Below are 18849 nucleotides of genomic sequence, written 5' to 3'. Positions count from 1 at the left end.
ACAGTTCATTAAACGCTTTTGTTCACCAAGCTAATGTACACACGACTTTATGCTATTAGCGTGTTGATTAGTGCTAATTTAGGCTCCCTTAAATTAGCACTGATACAGCTTAATCTATCGGCGCCTAGGATTTTTTTGCCCTAATATACGTTTTTTGTCACGAGAGCGTCGTGCCTTATTCGTGTTTTTTCGGACTTGTTTTGGCTCTTTTGTTAAATCAGGCTCGTACCCTGGCAGCCATTGTGGTGTTAAGCGTGTATCTAATAAAACATCAATTTCATCCAGTAACCATTGCTCATCAATACTCACCAATGACATGGCCAACCCTGTTTCACCCGCTCGTCCTGTCCGCCCTATACGGTGAACATAGTCCTCTGCAACATAGGGTAGTTCGTAGTTAATCACATACTTTAATGAGGCGATATCAAGGCCACGCGCCGCAACATCTGTAGCGACAAGTACTCGAGTGACACCCGTCTTAAAATTTTGCAGCGCTTTGTCTCGCGCCCCCTGGCTTTTATCGCCGTGAATAGACTCCGTTTTTAAGCCGTCCTTACACATTTCTTTTGCCAGACTATCGGCCGTTTGTTTAGTGCGGGTGAATATAAGTACTTGTTGCCAATTTTTCATGCCGATCATATGTGAAACGAGTTCGCGTTTACGATCCTCATCAACCGCATACACAATCTGCTCAACTTCAACAGCAGCCGAATTGCGTTTATCAACCTCAACTAACTTAGGATCATTCAACAACTGTTTACTTAGCTCAAAAATGCTGTCATCAAATGTGGCTGAAAAGAGTAAGGTTTGGCGCTGTTTTGGAACATGACGAAGAATACGCTTTATTTCATCAATGAACCCCATATCAAGCATACGATCTGCTTCATCAAAAACAAGGGCACTAATGGCAGATAATTTAATGCTCCCTTTGATCACATGATCAAGTAATCGTCCCGGTGTAGCCACCACAACTTGCGCACCTTTAATGGCTTTAATTTGTGGGCCAATACTGGCGCCGCCATAAGCAAGCGCAGCTTTAATAGGTGTATTAGCTGCATAACGCTCAACACTGGCAAATACTTGCTGTGCAAGCTCTCGCGTTGGTGTCAGGATTAAAACTTTTACAGCCTCGGGCAGCGGCTCTTCACGCAATAAGTTATTAAGCAATGGTAAAACAAAGGCAGCTGTTTTACCCGTGCCTGTTTGTGCACTTCCCATAACATCAACCCCGGCTAAAATAAGCGGGATAGTTTGGCTTTGAATAGCCGTTGGGGTGTGATAATTCTCTGCTTGCAATGCTGAAAGGAGTTCAGGCGCAAGGTTTAACTCTGAAAAGCTGGTTACTGACATGATAGGGTGCACAATTACTGTAAAACGTCTATTGTACGCGCAACACTAAAAACAAAAAAGGCGCCTTAGCGCCTTTTCTTACAAGCGTTGCCGTTATGCAGGTTTAAGTGTTTCTTTGCGTTGATTATAAAACGCAATCAGATCATCCACGGTTGCTTGGCAGTATTCACGAATACCTGACACCACCATGTGCTTTTCGCCTGACCCGACTTTTTCACCTTTTTCTAATAAATCGAAACGTAAGGTGATTTTTCCTCGCTTACCTGTATAAGTGAAATCAGGCTCCGCGAATTGCAGCGCTGGTGACGTAATATCAAGTCGGTCTAAATTAATGAGCATTGACTCATAGATAACCATAGGTCGTGCTGGATTGATCATTACATCTTGCTTACCCATTAATGGAATGATCACATGCGGGAAAGTGGTACCAGAAAACTCAACGTAGTTTTTAATTAAGCTATTGATCAAATCTGGACATTGACTGACCGCACCCTCACGTTTCACTTTAAGCATTACTTTATCGCCATCAGTGATATCAAATTCATCGGCGCCTTCTGGAAAAGAGAGCTTTGATGTCTCATCAACCATACCAGCAAAAGTGAATTCCATCTTTTCGCTGATCCCGTAACGGCTGAGTACAAGCGAAAAAAGTAAATCGCCAGGTACACAAAACTTTTTGGCATCTTTGTCGTGTAACGGATTAAAGTCATCTGCCACGGACTTAGCAAAACGACAGCCTTGCTCACGAGTAATAGAGACGTAATCAGCATGTTGCTGATAAAATGGACTTAACATAATTGTTCACTGCTTAAACTGCTTATAACCTGCCTATACTACCAGAAAAATTTATAGGAGAGGTCGAATCTGTTAAATATATGTCACACGCTCAGCGAGAGTTTAGCTACAATTACTAAAATGTTGGTTTTTATATCTAAAATGAACTTTGTATCAATTTGTACGCAACAGTTAACAAATGAACAACAATAGTGAACACTAAAGCAGCGCCAGAGCGTAATGAAAAGTTATTAATTTTAACTAAATATAAATTCAGATTCTATTTTAAAACAAGGCGCTAACTTAGAAGTGGCGACAATAACACAAATAGGTCTGAAAGCGCTGGCAGTTCTTAGTGCTATTTGTGGCGGGAACGGTAAATAAGGTATGATGAACACGTTTTTTATCGTGTAATTGCCACTCATAGGCTGCATAATCATAATTATAATAAGCGGCATAAAAATGAGCTCTCATATTGAGATAGGTACGTTACACCAACGTTCAATGGTTAATATTACTTTGAAAAAAAGACTTTTAGAAAACAGGGGCTTGGTTAAATGATAAACCGATTAAGCTGGTCATTACTGTTTTTATGTTTGTGCTTTTCAGCAAATTTGCTGGCCGATGAAAGTACAGACCAGCCTTTTTTTAAAGTATCACCCATTGTGTGTGTAACAGATACAAAACAAAAAGTATGTGAATTTAATATTCAAGTTCACTTTAGGTTAGCCCCATTTAAAGAACTTTGCTTAGAGGTAACACAACGCCCACAGTACACACAGTGCTATACACAAAACGGCTTAATTATTGAAAAATTTATAATAAAAACCGAGCACCCGCTGACTGTTAAACTAATAAATCCGATAAACAATGAAGTTGTTCAACAACAATTACTTTCAATAGCAAACTATGAAGCTAAAGATTATCGTATTAAACGGCGTTTTGGCTGGAGTTTATAATGCACCATATTTTTTTAATTGAAGATGATGTAAAGCTAGCTAGCTTAATTCAAACGTATTTATTGAAGCATGGCTACACAATTGATGTTTTTAATACTGCAAAGGCATATCGCCAAAGCGAAATTACCTTTATTCCATCACTTATTATCTGCGACATAATGCTCCCAGATGGTAATGGTTTTGAACTAATTTCGCAGCTGAAAGAAAAGTTCAGCTGTCCGGTGATCTTTTTAACCGCCTTAGATTCAGTGCAATCACAAATTAAAGGGTTAGATTTGGGCGCCTATGACTATCTTTTAAAACCAATCAAGCCTGAATTACTACTGGCCAAAATTAAAACCATTATTACCCACTCTGTTGGCCAAGATAACTTTTCTAAGCAAAACGATATTTTGCGCATCGATAATAAAAAAAGAGATATCTTTTTCCATAACACAGCGCTTAACCTGAACGACAGTGAATTTGAAATTATTGCCTACCTTGCCAAAAACTCACCACAACCCGTTTCACGTGAAGTCTTGTTCAAACATATTATCGGTCGTGAGTACGACGGACTTGACCGTGCTATCGATTTAAAAATCAGTCGACTCAGGAAAAAACTAAAAGAAACCATTAAAGATCATAAAGAATCTTTAGATATCAAGTCTGTGCGAGGTAAAGGATACAGCTTGGATATTTCAGAAATATGAAGCAGCAGTTTTTTAAACTTTATTTAATCATCACCGTAAGTTTAATTGCCTTAGTGCTTGCATTTGGCCAACTCTATAATCAGTTTTTCTTAGAGCAAACCCCTAGTATTCAACTCAGTGTGGATGAATTAGCACTCATCGCTCAACATAAAGACACGCGTATTAACGCATTTAATCAAAATGAGTTAATTTTACCTGACTCTTTACAGGCATCATTCGACAGAGATGGCATTATCAGTGTCAATGAAAACGGCCAACAATTTGTTTATTTGAAGAGCGATAATGGCGCAATACAAAGAGTCGGCCCTATTACGCTTATTTCACAAAGTAAAAATGACTGGCTCGCTTTTTTTGCATTTTACATTTTGCTTGCAGCCATGATCTTAGCCTTTATTCGCCCTGTATTTCGTGATTTAGGGTTATTGCAACGTGCCGCATACCGTTTCAGTAAAAAGCCGCAACGCATAGAGCTGGATATCAAACCAAACTCCTCCATTGCGCCTTTAGCAAATACCTTTACTCATATGTCTGATCGCATCACACAGTTTGTACAACTTCATAATGATTTATCACGCATTATTTCCCATGAGATTCGTACCCCACTCTCGCGAATGCGCTTTGCACTGTCGATTTCTGAATGTGAAACAGAAGAAAGTATTCAAATAGAACGCGATATAGATGAAATTGAATTACGCCTTGAACAATATTTGTCATTTGCACGATTAGAGCATCAACAAAGTGTCTTTAATCAAGAGAAAACCAACCTGACAAGGTTGATTGAGACTGAGATCCACAAATTTGAACTCTACAAAGAGCTTAAGTTTAGCGTTAAATTAGACGTAGTAAATGCCTATTGCGAAGCAAGTTTTATGGCCATTGCCGTTCAAAACTTGCTGATTAATGCCACTAAGTACGCAAAACACACCATTTTAATACACAGCGCGGAAGAAAGTGATTTTTATACCATTAGTGTGACTGATGACGGGCCCGGACTGCCTATAAATGCTGACGCACTCATAGAGCCTTTTAAACAAGGTGAAGGGGATAAACTCGCAAGCGGCTATGGGTTAGGGCTCTACATTGTGCATCGCATTGCCAGCTGGCATGGTGGGGTCATAACACTTGCAAACAACACAGACACCGGTGGGGCTGAAATTGCAATACGCTGGCCTAAAAGTGGTAAGTAATTCCAGCAAAACCCGAAAAGTAACCATTTTTTTCGATCATGTGTGAACGTGCCAAATGGCTATCAAGCCACGTGTGTTTGAGCTTAAAGTCGATACTAAAACTGTCACTCAGTGGGTATACGTAACTCACTTTTAAGTGATAATTAACCGCACTCTCTAAATCATATTTAGGTAAGCGAACCACACTTTCTGATGGTAAAACGGTATAGTAATAATCGATTAATTCTTCATTCTTATAGGTCGCGCCGGCCTCTATACCCGCGATACCCGAAAACAATTTAAATTCACGAGAGCCAGTCAAAAGTAATTCATAACCGTCATGTACATGCGTTACATCGTGAAAATATGCAGCACTTAACCACACAGAGTCGTACACGTTTACCGCTGAGGCTACCCCTGCCATATACGATAAATCGCGTTCAATGGGGGTCAGGTTTATTGGTGAAGCTGAGGGTCTTGTTGGTCTATCAGTGCCTGTTCTAATGACACCCGTGGCATACAGTTTATCGATACCATCCAACTCAAAAAAGAAACCATCATCGTTAAAGCGGCCGAGTAAATCGACATAGTAATCTGGGGTTTCGATTAAGCTGTAACCAAGCGAAAAGTCGTCGAAGTACCAATCATCACCATAATAAGCCACGCTTGGTAAAACAGGAGACGTGACGTTATCCGCACCAAGAACAGGGTTCTCTATACCACCGTATCCTAGTGTAATACTGGCATGAATTGTCGACTTTTTTATCAACTGTGGTTGTTTTACATCTCCCTGCGCATAAGCGGTAGACGTCGTTAAACAACACAGTAAGCCAAGCAATTTTTTCATCAACTTAATTCACCTTAATAGCATTATTAATGATTATAATGATGCCTAAACACGATTAATAACCCACAGGTTTCCACCCTTCTGGGTGCGATCATAGCGTTTGCACACATTTTTGTATAATTTTTTCACTCAACAACTATGTTAATGCGGGGCTAATCCCTCGCTTACTTCAAACTAACACACTGAAAAAAATATGAAATACTCTGTACATTTTGCTACAGAGGATTTTCAATCGCTTTATTACTTTTAGCTATAAGGTAAAAACCCATCTTTCTAAGATGACTTATTTTCCCTTATAAAAGAGTAACATAAACACTCACCTTCCCTATCCCCCCTTTTTACAATCTGGCTTTTGCCCCCATTTTTAATTAACTGCAAACGTTAATAAAACAGCCTGACTAAAAAGCGAAGTAAACATGACATATAGGCCACATCCTTTTATGTTGAGCAGATTACACAAACGAAAAAAGGGCCCGAAGGCCCTTTGTCACATAACACACTTAGGGAGTGATTAGCTGCGTTTTGCTTTACGGCGTCTTAAGCCTGCAAAACCTGCCATTAGAAGTGTTAGCCACGCAAGTGAGCCGCTTGAATCCTCATCGTCATCTGAGTCATCAACCTCGGGAGCTTCTGTTACTGATAACTGTAAGCTTTGTTCAACCGTTGTTGTACCATCACTTACTGTCACAGTATAAACATAGTCACCCGCAACGAGACCTGACACTTTCGTGCTCGCACTGTTTGCTGACTCTATCGTACCTGGACCCGTCCACTCATACGTTAACTCATCACCATCAAGGTCTGATGCCGTTGCGCTAAGTGTCGGTACTTGACCTTCACGTACATATAAATGAGTCTCTGCAAGCTCTACAACAGGCGCATCATTCACTGCGTTTACTGTCAGTGTAAAGGTTGTTTGCGCTACCGCCGAAGGCTCATCTGTATAAGCAACCATTACTGTTACTTCAATTTCACCATTGAAGTTTGCTGCTGGTGTCAGTTTTAGCATTGAACCCGTTTCATGACCCATTACCTCAACTTCAGCATTGTCAGCCATTGCTGTAATAACGGTTTCTTTACCTAACTGGTTGTCAAAGTTAACCGCAATCTCTGTGCTGTTATCTTCATCAACTGATTGGTTAGAAATAGCATCAATTGCTAAGCGCTCTGCAACAGTAACTACTTTCACATTCACAGTTGCTGATGTTTCAAGTTCACCATCTGATACTGTCACTGTAAATACATGGTCACCCGCAGTTAAGCCTGACACGGTTGTTAACGCTGCGCTTGCATCTGCAATAACACCGTTACCTTGCCAGCTATAGCTCAGCTCATCACCATCTGGGTCCATTGACGCTGATGCATCTAGTGTGACCGTATCGCCTTCTGTGATAACCATCTCTGTATTCGCTACATTTGCAACAGGTGCATCGCTCACGCCAGTTACTGTCAACATAAACGTCGTGCTTGCAGCATCTGATGGGTTCTCAATGTCAGAAACAACCACCGTCACTTCTGTTTCACCGTAGAAATTCTCATTGGGTGTTACGGTGACTGTATCGCCATCAACTTCAAAACTTACATTGTCTGAAATAACTGAAATTTCATTTTTCGAGTTTGTTTCATCAATATAGTGAACATCAAAGCTAATTGCTGTTTCTTCTGTGGTTACCATATCGTCAAGCGCTACAACCGTGATGTTGCTTGGTACACTGAGTGTCGCAGTCGTTGTCATGTCATTTAGGCCAGAGATAGCTGCTTTCGCATCAATATTTAGCATTTGACCTGCCGCTGATGGCAATACTTCTGCCCATGCCGTTACTTCGAACTGTGATGATTCTGGGCCAACGTAATCCATACACACAACATAGTCGTCACTAATAACTTCATCTAGATTGTTATAAGCAACTTGAACGCCGCGATATTTATCAAGTGGACCGTATTCATATACTTCGCCACGGAAACCTTGAAGACCAATACTGCCGTGCGGACGGGTCGTACCAAAGTCAAGATTATCGTATGCATAGTAAATTTCGTGTTCACCTTTACCAAAACGCGTATTTGCATTGAATAGCACTTGGAAGTCGAATGAGTTATCACGTTTTGTATAACTGTATGTACCTGTTGAACGGTCATAAACAGGATCGTCATAATCAGATGCATTATCCCACTCAACAATCCCCCATCCCGTTGCAGTACTTGCAAGTGAAATACCCTCGTTTGACGATAAGCCAACAGACATTACAGAGCGTAGTAAGCCTTGTTCAGAGAATTCCCAACCACGCCATAATGGACCCATGTTCTCAAATGGGAATGAGTGATATGGGAACGGATTGTGAACTGGGTAGAAGAAGCGACTACCGCTTGTATTCACCGTACCCATGCCGCGAATTTGGATAACCTGGTTCTGAATGTTTGTATTTTCAGTGTTATTATACAAACTGAAGTTATCGTACGCACCATTGTAAAAACTTGCGATAGGTAAGGTATAGCCATCACGATAGTTATATAGGTTTTTATCATCAAAACCTGATAGCAACGGCATAATTCCAAACTGTGATAAATCTACATAACCACCTGGGTTTGCATTACCAAAGTCAGGTGTACGACACATCTCATCAGTAATGTTATCGGTAACAATGTAGTCTGGCTCAACATCGCGCGTATCAGCCTGCATTCCTGTTACAACAACCTTGCCATCAACAACTTCAACATTGATTTCTGATGTTGTTGATATTGCAACATTTTCAGCTTTAACATCCAGACCTTCTGGAATCGCTAGTTCAAGAGTAAATTCACGGTCAACACCTGAGTTATTTGCCAATACTTCAAAAGTATAAGGAACGAAGTCACCGACTTTAGCACCTGTATTCGGCGCATCTAGGTGCGCAACATCTTTACCACGATTAATCTTGAATGGAATAGAACCTAAGTTACCAGGATTAACTGCTGATGTGCCCACATCCAATAATGAGTAGTAAACACTATTAGCATCAAATTCCATGTTCCAATCAACAGTCATGTCAACTTTGTTTAAACCATCACTCGCAGGAAGGCGTGCAGTCATCCCCGTTGCAACTTGCTCTGATACAACAGCCGTTGCCAGTTCAAAGGTTTCTTCAACTGGACCTACAGAGGTTTTATTACTGCTATATAAAACAACCCAATATTCACCTTCTTCAGGGTTATTAATATTACAGAAGTTGTTGTAGATTCGATGGTTAGATACGCATAAAATCTCATCTTGAGGCTGAACAATACCATCACCATTGTAGTCTTTACCTACATAAACGATTGGATTACCTTTTTTCAGTGAATCATCAAGTTCCGATTCAACACTGACAGTTTCCGCAATAAAACGTTTAGAATTAGCGGGTACGGTTACAAACTTAGTGAATGTTGCTTCATCTAAGATATCTTCAACAGCTACATCATCTTTACGATTCATTGTCCAAGGGAAAGTCGTATCGTCATCTTTTGGCAGTGTTACAGAAGTAATTTCTGCTTTCACTGGTTCATAGACACGTGCTACAGGTGCTTCGATGTTTGGTAACATAATGCCTTTAGCAACATACGTTCCTTCGTCAGAATGCGCAGTTGTCGATAGCATTGAAGGTAAGTTACCGCGATCATATTTAAACGCTACAGGCCAATGCGCATCTGGAATACCCGCTTCCTCAGCTTGGAATACTAGGTTCGTGTGTAGCTCAACTTCAGAGTTACTAAACCAATCTTGCGTATCCATAATCGACGCTTTAACGATAATGGTTTGTGTCTCACCTTTTTTCAATGAGAAAGTTTTCGGGAAGATATCAATATTCACACCATTTTGAGCGGATTGTGAATTAACATCATAACTCCAGTTTTCAACATCCTCATGACTAACGGTCCAAGTACCGTCTTCTGTCGCTTTAATAGTTCGTACCCATTGACACTCTGGTGCACATGAGAAGTTAACTAAATTAGGCAAGTTAAGTTTATGCGGTGTACCGCCATTGAATGGATCTGCTGCTAAGAAGTTATCTGCTGACTCATCCATGACAAAGCCCGCTTTTGCTGCTAGCGCAACATTTATGCGACCCGCACCTGAACGATAAGTCTTCGCATCAGCAACTACATCATTTTTATTATTTAAGCGGTGATATTTAACCACATTTTCAGCCGTCATTGATAATGCTGACTGAACTTCAGCTGCAGTCCAATCTGGGTGAATTTGACGAAGTAACGCCATTGAACCCGCAACATGTGGAGATGCCATTGAAGTACCACTAATTGCCGCATAATCTTGGCCATGTGGTGTTACAAACGGATGCTCATCAGAATAAGCAGCATAGATATCAACACCCGGAGCAGCAAGTGTCGGTGCGAGCACTTCTATATTAGAGAATGAAGGACCACGCGATGAGAACGTTGCTAACCAATCAGCATCTTCAGCGTTAACTCGACGCTCAATCACCGTTGGTTTAATAGTGATCATATGGCCCATTTCTGAATAACTATCGACCCAGTCTTCTAGGCCATCATTACCATCAACACCATTCCATTGATCATACGTAAAGTGTACACCTGGTAAAGAATAACTTTCTGCAACAGTACCTTGAGCACCATCACGGTTGTACATGATGAAACCATCCGCTCCACCGGCTTTCACGTGATCAACTTTTGCTGTACGTGCATTCGCAGCAGGATCAGCTGCTAAGTGACGCTGACAAATAACAATAACGTTAGTCGTTCCATCAGCCGCACCCGCTATCTCCGTGCCATCCTTATAGAAGTTAAAGGTATTTTCAGGGTAATCAGCTGTACAATAACCGTTGTAATCTTTGAAACCATTAACATCTTCATAGTCTTTAGCCCAAACAACAACCCCGGTGATTTCCTCACTGTTGATTGCGCCCCCTACTAGACCCGTTTCTGACCAGCTAGGAACCTCAGAACCAAGTGAGGCATCTGCAAAACCAGCGAACTCAACGGCGGTTTCAACAGCAACACTACGGCCGTGTGTAGTCGCTGCAACTTGCGCCAGCCAAGGCGATGAGTTATCTAAATAACCAAAACACTCTGCGCTGCCACACCCTTGTCCGCTATTACCAGCCGCTGCTGCAACGTTAATGCCCGCTTCACGCGCGGCTAAAAATGCAAGTTGCACAGGGTCAGCCCACACGTTCGAATCTGCACCACCGATTGAAAAGTTGATTACATCAACACCATCAGAAATCGCGTCTTCAATACCCGCAACAAGCGCTTCGCCCGGACACCCTCTGTATTCGTCACTTGACGGGTAACAGACTTGATAAGCAATAATATTCGCATGGGGTGCAACACCTGAAATCTCAGGGAATAAATCTTCTGCAAGGATATTACCATCTGTATTTTCACCAAAACTCGGTAACATATAAGGCACATTTTTAACGACGTTACCCGCTGCAGTTGATGCAACGTGTGAACCGTGACCTTGATAATCCTCACCAATTGCAGGCCAACCTGGGATCATGGCATCAAATGCATCAGTGATCACATCATAAGAACGCACACCAATTAACTTACTATTACATTGGATTTCTTCAGGTTCTTCAACACAGTCACCCACATAATTACCGCTACCAAATGGATTAATGTGCTCATAACCATCATCACCTACTGCAGCAAATGATGGGTGATCAGAGTTAATACCCGTATCGATAATGCCGACAATTTGGCCTTCACCTTTGCCTTTAATACCGCTGGGAACACTTGTGCCATCCCACACTTGGTCTGCACCAATATGACGAGGGCCTTCATCAGATAAAAGATCGTAATTTTTTGAACGCATCACAGAAGCGACCGCTCCTAGTTCAGCAACACTCCTTGCTTCACGTTCAGTCATTTTTACAGAGAAACCATTCAATGCTTTAGTGAACTGACGACGCATTTCTGTACGGCCTGTTACAGCTGTTACGCTTTGCATAACAGTGCGTTGTTTTATAAGTAGCTTATTTTGGTACTCGGTCACGGCAGAAATCGACGGCTGACCTTTTTCGAAAACCTTTGTCACACCTTGAGTTTGCATTGTTTTCGCTAAAGGCGAATCGAACTCACGCGCTTCAAGTGCAACAGAGTTATCTCTTAAGCGAACAATATAAATATGCTCACCGTCTAGGCCTTCTTCAGTAAACTTTTTATTTTGTCCACTCAATTGCACATTTAGACCATCATTCTGCATCATGCTAGTTGAGTCGCCTTGATTGTACTCTTTGCTAAATGCTTTGATTTCTTCAAATGTAATATTAGGTGCTTTTAATTGATTTTGTGTTTTAAGCTGACTATCAACACCGACTGCATGAGCAGCGCTGGCACTATAGATAGCTGCGGCAACAGCAATCGAGAGAGTTTTCACTTGCATAAAGTATCCCCTGGATAGTTAATTAGTATAATTATTCAAGCTGGGTGGATATCCATTCCACCGCTCGCGCTTATAATATAACCACAGAGAATTAAAAAATTACCTACATTCGTGTAGCGTTTTGTACACATAATTAACATTTAAGATACTTGAAACTCCTATAATCGTATTTTTATTTGCAATTAATAAATAGAAGCACACTATTTAAGGGTAAGTACACTCATAGGCAGCGGCAAAACCACTTTAATTATTTACTTTTTATCAATAATATAGCCGTGATAATTCCTGTATCGTTGCAGCCACTCATAAGACGTTTTTAACGCTCTGCTTCCTCCCCTCAAAATGAGTGAGCATTACTGCGAATTGGTATGAGGAATCCTAAAAACGAAAAAAGGGCCCGAAGGCCCTTTGTCACATAACACACTTAGGGAGTGATTAGCTGCGCTTTGCTTTACGGCGTCTTAAGCCTGCAAAACCTGCCATTAGAAGTGTTAGCCACGCAAGTGAGCCGCTTGAATCCTCATCGTCATCTGAGTCATCAACCTCGGGAGCTTCTGTTACTGATAACTGTAAGCTTTGTTCAACCGTTGTTGTACCATCACTTACTGTCACAGTATAAACATAGTCACCCGCAACGAGACCTGACACTTTCGTGCTCGCACTGTTTGCTGACTCTATCGTACCTGGACCCGTCCACTCATACGTTAACTCATCACCATCAAGGTCTGATGCCGTTGCGCTAAGTGTCGGTACTTGACCTTCACGTACATATAAATGAGTCTCTGCAAGCTCTACAACAGGCGCATCATTCACTGCGTTTACTGTCAGTGTAAAGGTTGTTTGCGCTACCGCCGAAGGCTCATCTGTATAAGCAACCATTACTGTTACTTCAATTTCACCATTGAAGTTTGCTGCTGGTGTCAGTTTTAGCATTGAACCCGTTTCATGACCCATTACCTCAACTTCAGCATTGTCAGCCATTGCTGTAATAACGGTTTCTTTACCTAACTGGTTGTCAAAGTTAACCGCAATCTCTGTGCTGTTATCTTCATCAACTGATTGGTTAGAAATAGCATCAATTGCTAAGCGCTCTGCAACAGTAACTACTTTCACATTCACAGTTGCTGATGTTTCAAGTTCACCATCTGATACTGTCACTGTAAATACATGGTCACCCGCAGTTAAGCCTGACACGGTTGTTAACGCTGCGCTTGCATCTGCAATAACACCGTTACCTTGCCAGCTATAGCTCAGCTCATCACCATCTGGGTCCATTGACGCTGATGCATCTAGTGTGACCGTATCGCCTTCTGTGATAACCATCTCTGTATTCGCTACATTTGCAACAGGTGCATCGCTCACGCCAGTTACTGTCAACATAAACGTCGTGCTTGCAGCATCTGATGGGTTCTCAATGTCAGAAACAACCACCGTCACTTCTGTTTCACCGTAGAAATTCTCATTGGGTGTTACGGTGACTGTATCGCCATCAACTTCAAAACTTACATTGTCTGAAATAACTGAAATTTCATTTTTCGAGTTTGTTTCATCAATATAGTGAACATCAAAGCTAATTGCTGTTTCTTCTGTGGTTACCATATCGTCAAGCGCTACAACCGTGATGTTGCTTGGTACTGTAATTTCATTAAGCTTAGTGATTGCTTCGATGCCATCAACATTTGCAATGGTGTTAAGTGCCAATGTTTGACCTGCAGCAGAAGGGAGTACTTCAGCCCATGCCGTTACTTCGAACTGAGACATTTCAGGGCCAACGTAATCCATACACACGATGTAGTCATCTTTTACTACTTCGTCGATGTTATCGTACGCAATATCAACCCCTAAATAATCACCTAATGGACCAAATGTTGATACTTGGCCTTTAAAGCCTTGCACACCGATACTACCGTGAGTACCTGTACTGCCAAAGTCGATGTTATCGTACGCATAGTAGATTTCATGCTCATTCTTACCAAAACGTGTTTCAGCATTGAAAATTAATTGGAAATCGAATGAGTTATCACGACGATCATAAGAGTACTGACCTCTAAAGCCAAACTCGTTACCGTAGTCAGATGCATTATCCCACTCAATAATAGCCCAACCATTTGCCGTTGAAGCCAGTGAGATACCTTCAGATGCAGATAGACCTACAGAGAGAACATCTTTGGTGATAGATGATTCAGTGATAGACCAACCACGCCAAAGTGGTGCCATATTTTCGTATGGAACATTTTCATATGGGAAGCGTAAATGTGCTGGAACAAGGTAACGCGCACCTAGCGTATCAACCGTACCAATCCCTTTAACTTGGATGAAGTTATTCCACATATTTACTTCATCACCATTATTAAACAGGCTTACTTTATCGTATGCACCATTGAATAAAGTGTTAACTGGAATTATCCAACCACGACCATAGTTAGCTTGACCATTTTCTTGGAAACCCGACAACATTGGGAAAATACCAAAATCAGATAAGTTAACATAACCACCTGGGTTTGAATTACCAAAACTTGGAAGGCGACACATTTCATCTGTTACATTGTTAGTAACAAGGTAATCAGGTTGAACATCTCGTGTATCTGGTTGTACACCCGAGATAACAAGTTTACCGTCAACAACTTCAGCATCCACATCTGACGTGCTTGAGATTTCAATGCGATCAGAGTGGAAATTTAATCCTGCAGGCGCATCAATATCAAATGAGAACTCACGGTCGGCACCCGAGTTATTCGCAAGTACATTAAAGCTAACAGGAATTAAGTCACCGACTTTAGCTGCTTCAGTGCCTACGGCTACGTCAACAACATCAACACCACGTTCAATGCGAAGTGGAATAGTCCCGAGGTTATCTGGGTTTACGGTTGATGTGCCAGCGTCGATTGCACTGTAGTAAATACCGCCTGCATTCATGTTCATATCCCAATTGATTGTCATATCAACTGGGTTTACGCCATCACTTGCAGGAAGTGTAACGTCAAGCGTATCCGCTACATCATTACTAACAACGGCTGTTGCAATTTGAATTTTTTCGATAAAGTCAGGATTACGTTGTTTCGCTGGGTTATAAATAACGGCCCAATATTCACCTTCTTCTGGGTTATTAATATTACAGAAGTTGTTATATACAACGTGACCAGAGACACACAAGATTTCATCTTCAATCTGAATTTCGCCATCACCATTGTAGTCTTTACCAATGTAGACAAGCGGGTTAGCACGGTCAGAGTTTCCTTCAAGTTCAGACTCTACGCCCACAACTTCAACGACTAAGCGTTTAGAATCAGCCGGTACAGTGATGAACTTAGAATAGGTAGCCTCATCAAGTATATCAGCGGGGTCTACTTCAACCGTACGATTAGAAGCCCACGGGAAGAAATTGTCTTTATCTTTTGGTAATTCAAACGTATCTATGGTTGCTTCAACTGGCATATATGCTTGTGCAACAGGTGATGAAACAACTGGTAACTCAACGCCTTGTACAACGTAGCTGCCTTTATCAGAGTGTGCAACGGTTGTTAGGTTTGCTGGTAAATCGCCACGATCATATTTGAATACAACAGGCCAACGCGCATCAGGAATGTTCTCTTCTTCTGCTTTAAACAGTAGGTTGCTGTGCAGCTCTACTTCTGAGTTACTTGACCAATCTTGTGTTTCCATGATTGATGCTTTAACAATAATGGTTTGTGTTTCACCCGCTTTTAGAGAGAACTTATTAGGGGTAATTTCAAAGTTGATACCATTTTGTGGAATTTGCTTATTCATGTCGAAATTCCAGTTCACAACTTCTTCGTTGCTTACTGTCCATGTACCATCTTCGGTGGCAGTAATGGTACGCACCCACTGACACTCTGGCTTACATGAGAAATTAACAAGATTTGGCATGTTCAACTTATGTGGTGTACCGCCACTGTCAGGGTTTGCTGCAATAAAGTTTTCCGCAGACTCATCCATGACAAAACCGGCTTTAGCTGCATTAGCAACATTAATACGACCTGCACCAGCACGGTAAACTGACGCTTCACCGATGGTATCTTTTTCATTGTTCAAGCGATGATATTTAACCACGTTATCAGCAGTCATTGATAATGCTGATTGAATTTCAGTTGCTGACCAATCTGGGTGTACCTGGCGTAGCAATGTCATTGCACCTGCAACGTGCGGTGATGCCATTGATGTACCACTAGAACTTGAGTAATCAGTGCCGTATGGTGTGGCAACAAATGGATGTTCATCAGCGTAAGCCGCATAAATGTCAACACCTGGCGCTGCAAGGGCTGGAGCCAATACTTCACGGTTTGGATACGACGGACCACGAGAAGAGAATGGCGCTAACCAATCAGCATCTTCAGCATTAACTATACGCTCAACATTGGTTGCTTTAATGGTGATCATGTGGCCTTTTTCAGAGAAGCTATCAACCCAATCCTCTAAACCATCATTTGGGTATACACCATTCCACTGATCATAAGTAAAGTGAACACTTGGAAGTGAGTAGCCTTCAGCAACTGTCCCTTGGTCTCTATTACGGTTAAACATAATGAAACCATCTGCTCCGCCTGCTTTGATATGATCAGACTTTGCACCACGTGCATTAGCATTAGGGTCTTGAGGGTCATGGCGTTGACAAATAACGATTACGTTAGTTTCACCCTCTGCAGCACCCACAATTGGCGAGCCATCTTTGTAAAAGTCAAACGTGCCAGCTGGGTAGTCAGCAGTACAATACCCATTCGCATCTTTAACACCATTCACATCAGCATAGTCTTTAGCCCACACAACGACACCCGTGATGTCTGTTTGGTTAAGTGAGCCACCTGTTAGACCCATTTCTGACCAGCTTGGCACTTCAGAGCCCATTGATGCGTCAGCAAAGCCTGCATATTCAACCGGCGTTTCAATCAAAACACTTCGGCCATGCGTCGTTGCTGCAACTTGCGCAAGCCAAGGTGATGAGTTATCCAAATAGCCGAAACACTCTGCGCTACCACACCCTTGGCCGCTGTTACCAGCCGCAGCCGCAACGTTAATACCCGCTTCACGTGCTGCTAAAAACGCAAGTTGTACTGGGTCTGTCCAGCTGTTTGAATCTGAACCACCAATTGAGAAGTTAATAACATCAACACCATCAGAAATCGCATCTTCGATACCTGCTAGTAATATTTCGCCCGGACAGCCATTCGCACCGATATCATTTGATGGGTAACACACTTGGTAAGAAATAATATTTGCATGCGGTGCCACACCCGAAATTTCTGGGAAGAGATCTTCTTTAATCACCATGCCATCTGATTGGTCACCAGCACCAACAGTGACTAATGGTACGTTTTTAACTACGTTACCCGCTGCTGTTGACGCAACGTGCGAGCCATGCCCTTGGTAATCTTCACCAATTGCAGGCCAGCCTGGGATAATTTCAGAGAACACATCGGTGATCATGTCATAAGAACGTACACCGATTAATTTATTATTACATTGGATGAACTCTGCATCGTCAACACAGTCACCTAAGAAGTTACCATCGCCGAGCGGGTTAGTGTGAACATAACCGTCGCCGCCAACTTCTGCAAAAGACGGGTGATCTGAGTTGATACCGGTATCGATTATACCAACGATTTGCCCTTCACCTTTGCCTTTGATACCGCTTGGTACGCTCGTACCATTCCACACTTGGTCTGCACCAATATGACGAGGGCCTTCATCAGATAAAAGGTCATAATTCTTTGAACGCATAACAGATGAAACAGAGCCTAGCTCTGACACTCTACGCGCTTCGGCTTCTGTCATTTTTACTGAGAAACCATTGATTGCTTTAGTAAACTGGCGACGCATTTCTGTACGGCCTGTTACTGAAGCCACGCTCTGCATTACCGATTGCTGCTTAGTTAATAACTTATTTTGATAGTCGATTACAGCAGGAGAAGACGGCTTACCGTGTTCAAAAATCTTACTTACACCTTGTTGTTGCAAGCTACGAGCAAGTGGAGACTGAATATCTCTTGCTTCTAATGCAACGGCATTGTCACGAAGTTTTACAATATAAATACTTTCGCCTGTGATGCCTTCTTCAACGAACTTTCTTGTTTGTGCATTTATTTTTACGTTCAAGCCATTGTTTTGCAACATTGTTTCTGAACTAGCGTCATGTACTTTATTTGAAAGAGCTTTTACTTCATCGAATGTAATATTAGGTGCTTGTAATTTATTTGCGTTGTTATTAGCTTCAATACCAGTCGCATAGGCTGCGCTGGCACTGTAAAGAGCCGCAGCGACAGCAATTGAGAGTGTTTTTACTTGCATAAGTAATTCCTGGATAGTTATTTGAATAATTATTTAAGTTTTATGAATATCCATTTCCAAACTTAACCGTTATTCAATCACACCCATGAAACAAATTAATCAACTTAGTTGTAGCGTTTTGTACTTAACCTTAACAAATAAATTACCAAAATAACGACAAAATCAAATTTAAGCTTATAAAACAAGCCATAACGCTAATCGAAATTTGATGACCACTCTCTAAATGTGAAAATTTCTACTTTTATTTAAGACGCAAAAAAATCGACACCGTTAACAAAGATTCAAGCTTAGTTACATTTTCAACCCCATTTAAGACTAACCAAAGTGCATAAATAGATGCATTGATTCAATATTCGCCTCAATTTTTAACAACAAAGTC

Annotated in this window: 8 protein-coding genes; 3 read left to right on the top strand and 5 right to left on the bottom strand. The window is 41.5% G+C overall.

What is annotated here, in order from left to right:
* Positions 1–114 precede the first annotated feature (114 nt).
* Both H3302_RS03585 and H3302_RS03580 read right to left on the bottom strand, forming a co-directional pair.
* The gene (locus H3302_RS03585) at positions 115–1350 is read right to left on the bottom strand and encodes a DEAD/DEAH box helicase (protein ID WP_075593816.1); all 1236 of its coding nucleotides are present in this window, start codon (positions 1348–1350) and stop codon (positions 115–117) included.
* Between the two features lie 93 nt (positions 1351–1443).
* Positions 1444–2145, bottom strand: a complete 702-nt coding sequence (locus H3302_RS03580) for a DUF3581 domain-containing protein (RefSeq protein WP_036970634.1) — start codon at positions 2143–2145, stop codon at positions 1444–1446.
* A 536-nt stretch (positions 2146–2681) separates the two neighbouring features.
* Between H3302_RS03580 and H3302_RS03575 the strand changes: the two genes are divergently transcribed.
* From H3302_RS03575 to H3302_RS03565, 3 genes are read left to right on the top strand one after another with little or no spacing between them, the layout of a single operon-like run.
* Positions 2682–3083, top strand: coding sequence for a DUF3019 domain-containing protein (locus tag H3302_RS03575; protein ID WP_036970636.1), 402 nt, complete (start codon positions 2682–2684; stop codon positions 3081–3083).
* On the top strand, positions 3083–3772 hold the full coding sequence (locus H3302_RS03570) for a response regulator transcription factor (protein WP_036970639.1): 690 nt from the start codon (positions 3083–3085) through the stop codon (positions 3770–3772). Before H3302_RS03575 ends, H3302_RS03570 begins: the two co-directional genes overlap by 1 nt.
* On the top strand, positions 3769–4959 hold the full coding sequence (locus tag H3302_RS03565) for an ATP-binding protein (RefSeq protein WP_036970642.1): 1191 nt from the start codon (positions 3769–3771) through the stop codon (positions 4957–4959). The genes H3302_RS03570 and H3302_RS03565 overlap by 4 nt, the downstream gene beginning before the upstream one ends.
* Here H3302_RS03565 and H3302_RS03560 read toward each other — a convergent pair.
* The 3 genes from H3302_RS03560 to H3302_RS03550 all read right to left on the bottom strand — a co-directional run bounded on the left by H3302_RS03560 (position 4943) and on the right by H3302_RS03550 (position 18470).
* Positions 4943–5785: a MipA/OmpV family protein gene (locus H3302_RS03560; protein ID WP_182396147.1), complete on the bottom strand. Its 843-nt coding sequence runs from the start codon at positions 5783–5785 to the stop codon at positions 4943–4945. The two genes, H3302_RS03565 and H3302_RS03560, sit on opposite strands and share 17 nt — an antisense overlap.
* Positions 5786–6296: 511 nt before the next feature.
* Positions 6297–12167, bottom strand: coding sequence for a S8 family serine peptidase (locus tag H3302_RS19985; RefSeq protein ID WP_182396146.1), 5871 nt, complete (start codon positions 12165–12167; stop codon positions 6297–6299).
* Positions 12168–12602: 435 nt separating this feature from the next.
* A complete protein-coding gene (locus H3302_RS03550) occupies positions 12603–18470 on the bottom strand; it encodes a S8 family serine peptidase (RefSeq protein ID WP_182396145.1) in 5868 nt (1955 codons plus the stop codon).
* Positions 18471–18849 lie beyond the last annotated feature (379 nt).

The organism is Pseudoalteromonas sp. MT33b, assembly GCF_014117385.1.
Lineage (GTDB): Bacteria > Pseudomonadota > Gammaproteobacteria > Enterobacterales > Alteromonadaceae > Pseudoalteromonas > Pseudoalteromonas lipolytica.
This window is presented reverse-complemented; position numbering and strand designations above follow the sequence as displayed.

Excerpts from the sequence above, each read along its gene's own strand:
- H3302_RS03550 (WP_182396145.1), bottom strand. The coding sequence starts at position 18,470 with ATGCAAGTAAAAACACTCTCAATTGCTGTCGCTGCGGCTCTTTACAGT.
- H3302_RS03580 (WP_036970634.1), bottom strand. The coding sequence starts at position 2,145 with ATGTTAAGTCCATTTTATCAGCAACATGCTGATTACGTCTCTATTACT.
- H3302_RS03565 (WP_036970642.1), top strand. The coding sequence starts at position 3,769 with ATGAAGCAGCAGTTTTTTAAACTTTATTTAATCATCACCGTAAGTTTA.
- H3302_RS03575 (WP_036970636.1), top strand. The coding sequence starts at position 2,682 with ATGATAAACCGATTAAGCTGGTCATTACTGTTTTTATGTTTGTGCTTT.
- H3302_RS03585 (WP_075593816.1), bottom strand. The coding sequence starts at position 1,350 with ATGTCAGTAACCAGCTTTTCAGAGTTAAACCTTGCGCCTGAACTCCTT.
- H3302_RS03570 (WP_036970639.1), top strand. The coding sequence starts at position 3,083 with ATGCACCATATTTTTTTAATTGAAGATGATGTAAAGCTAGCTAGCTTA.
- H3302_RS19985 (WP_182396146.1), bottom strand. The coding sequence starts at position 12,167 with ATGCAAGTGAAAACTCTCTCGATTGCTGTTGCCGCAGCTATCTATAGT.
- H3302_RS03560 (WP_182396147.1), bottom strand. The coding sequence starts at position 5,785 with ATGAAAAAATTGCTTGGCTTACTGTGTTGTTTAACGACGTCTACCGCT.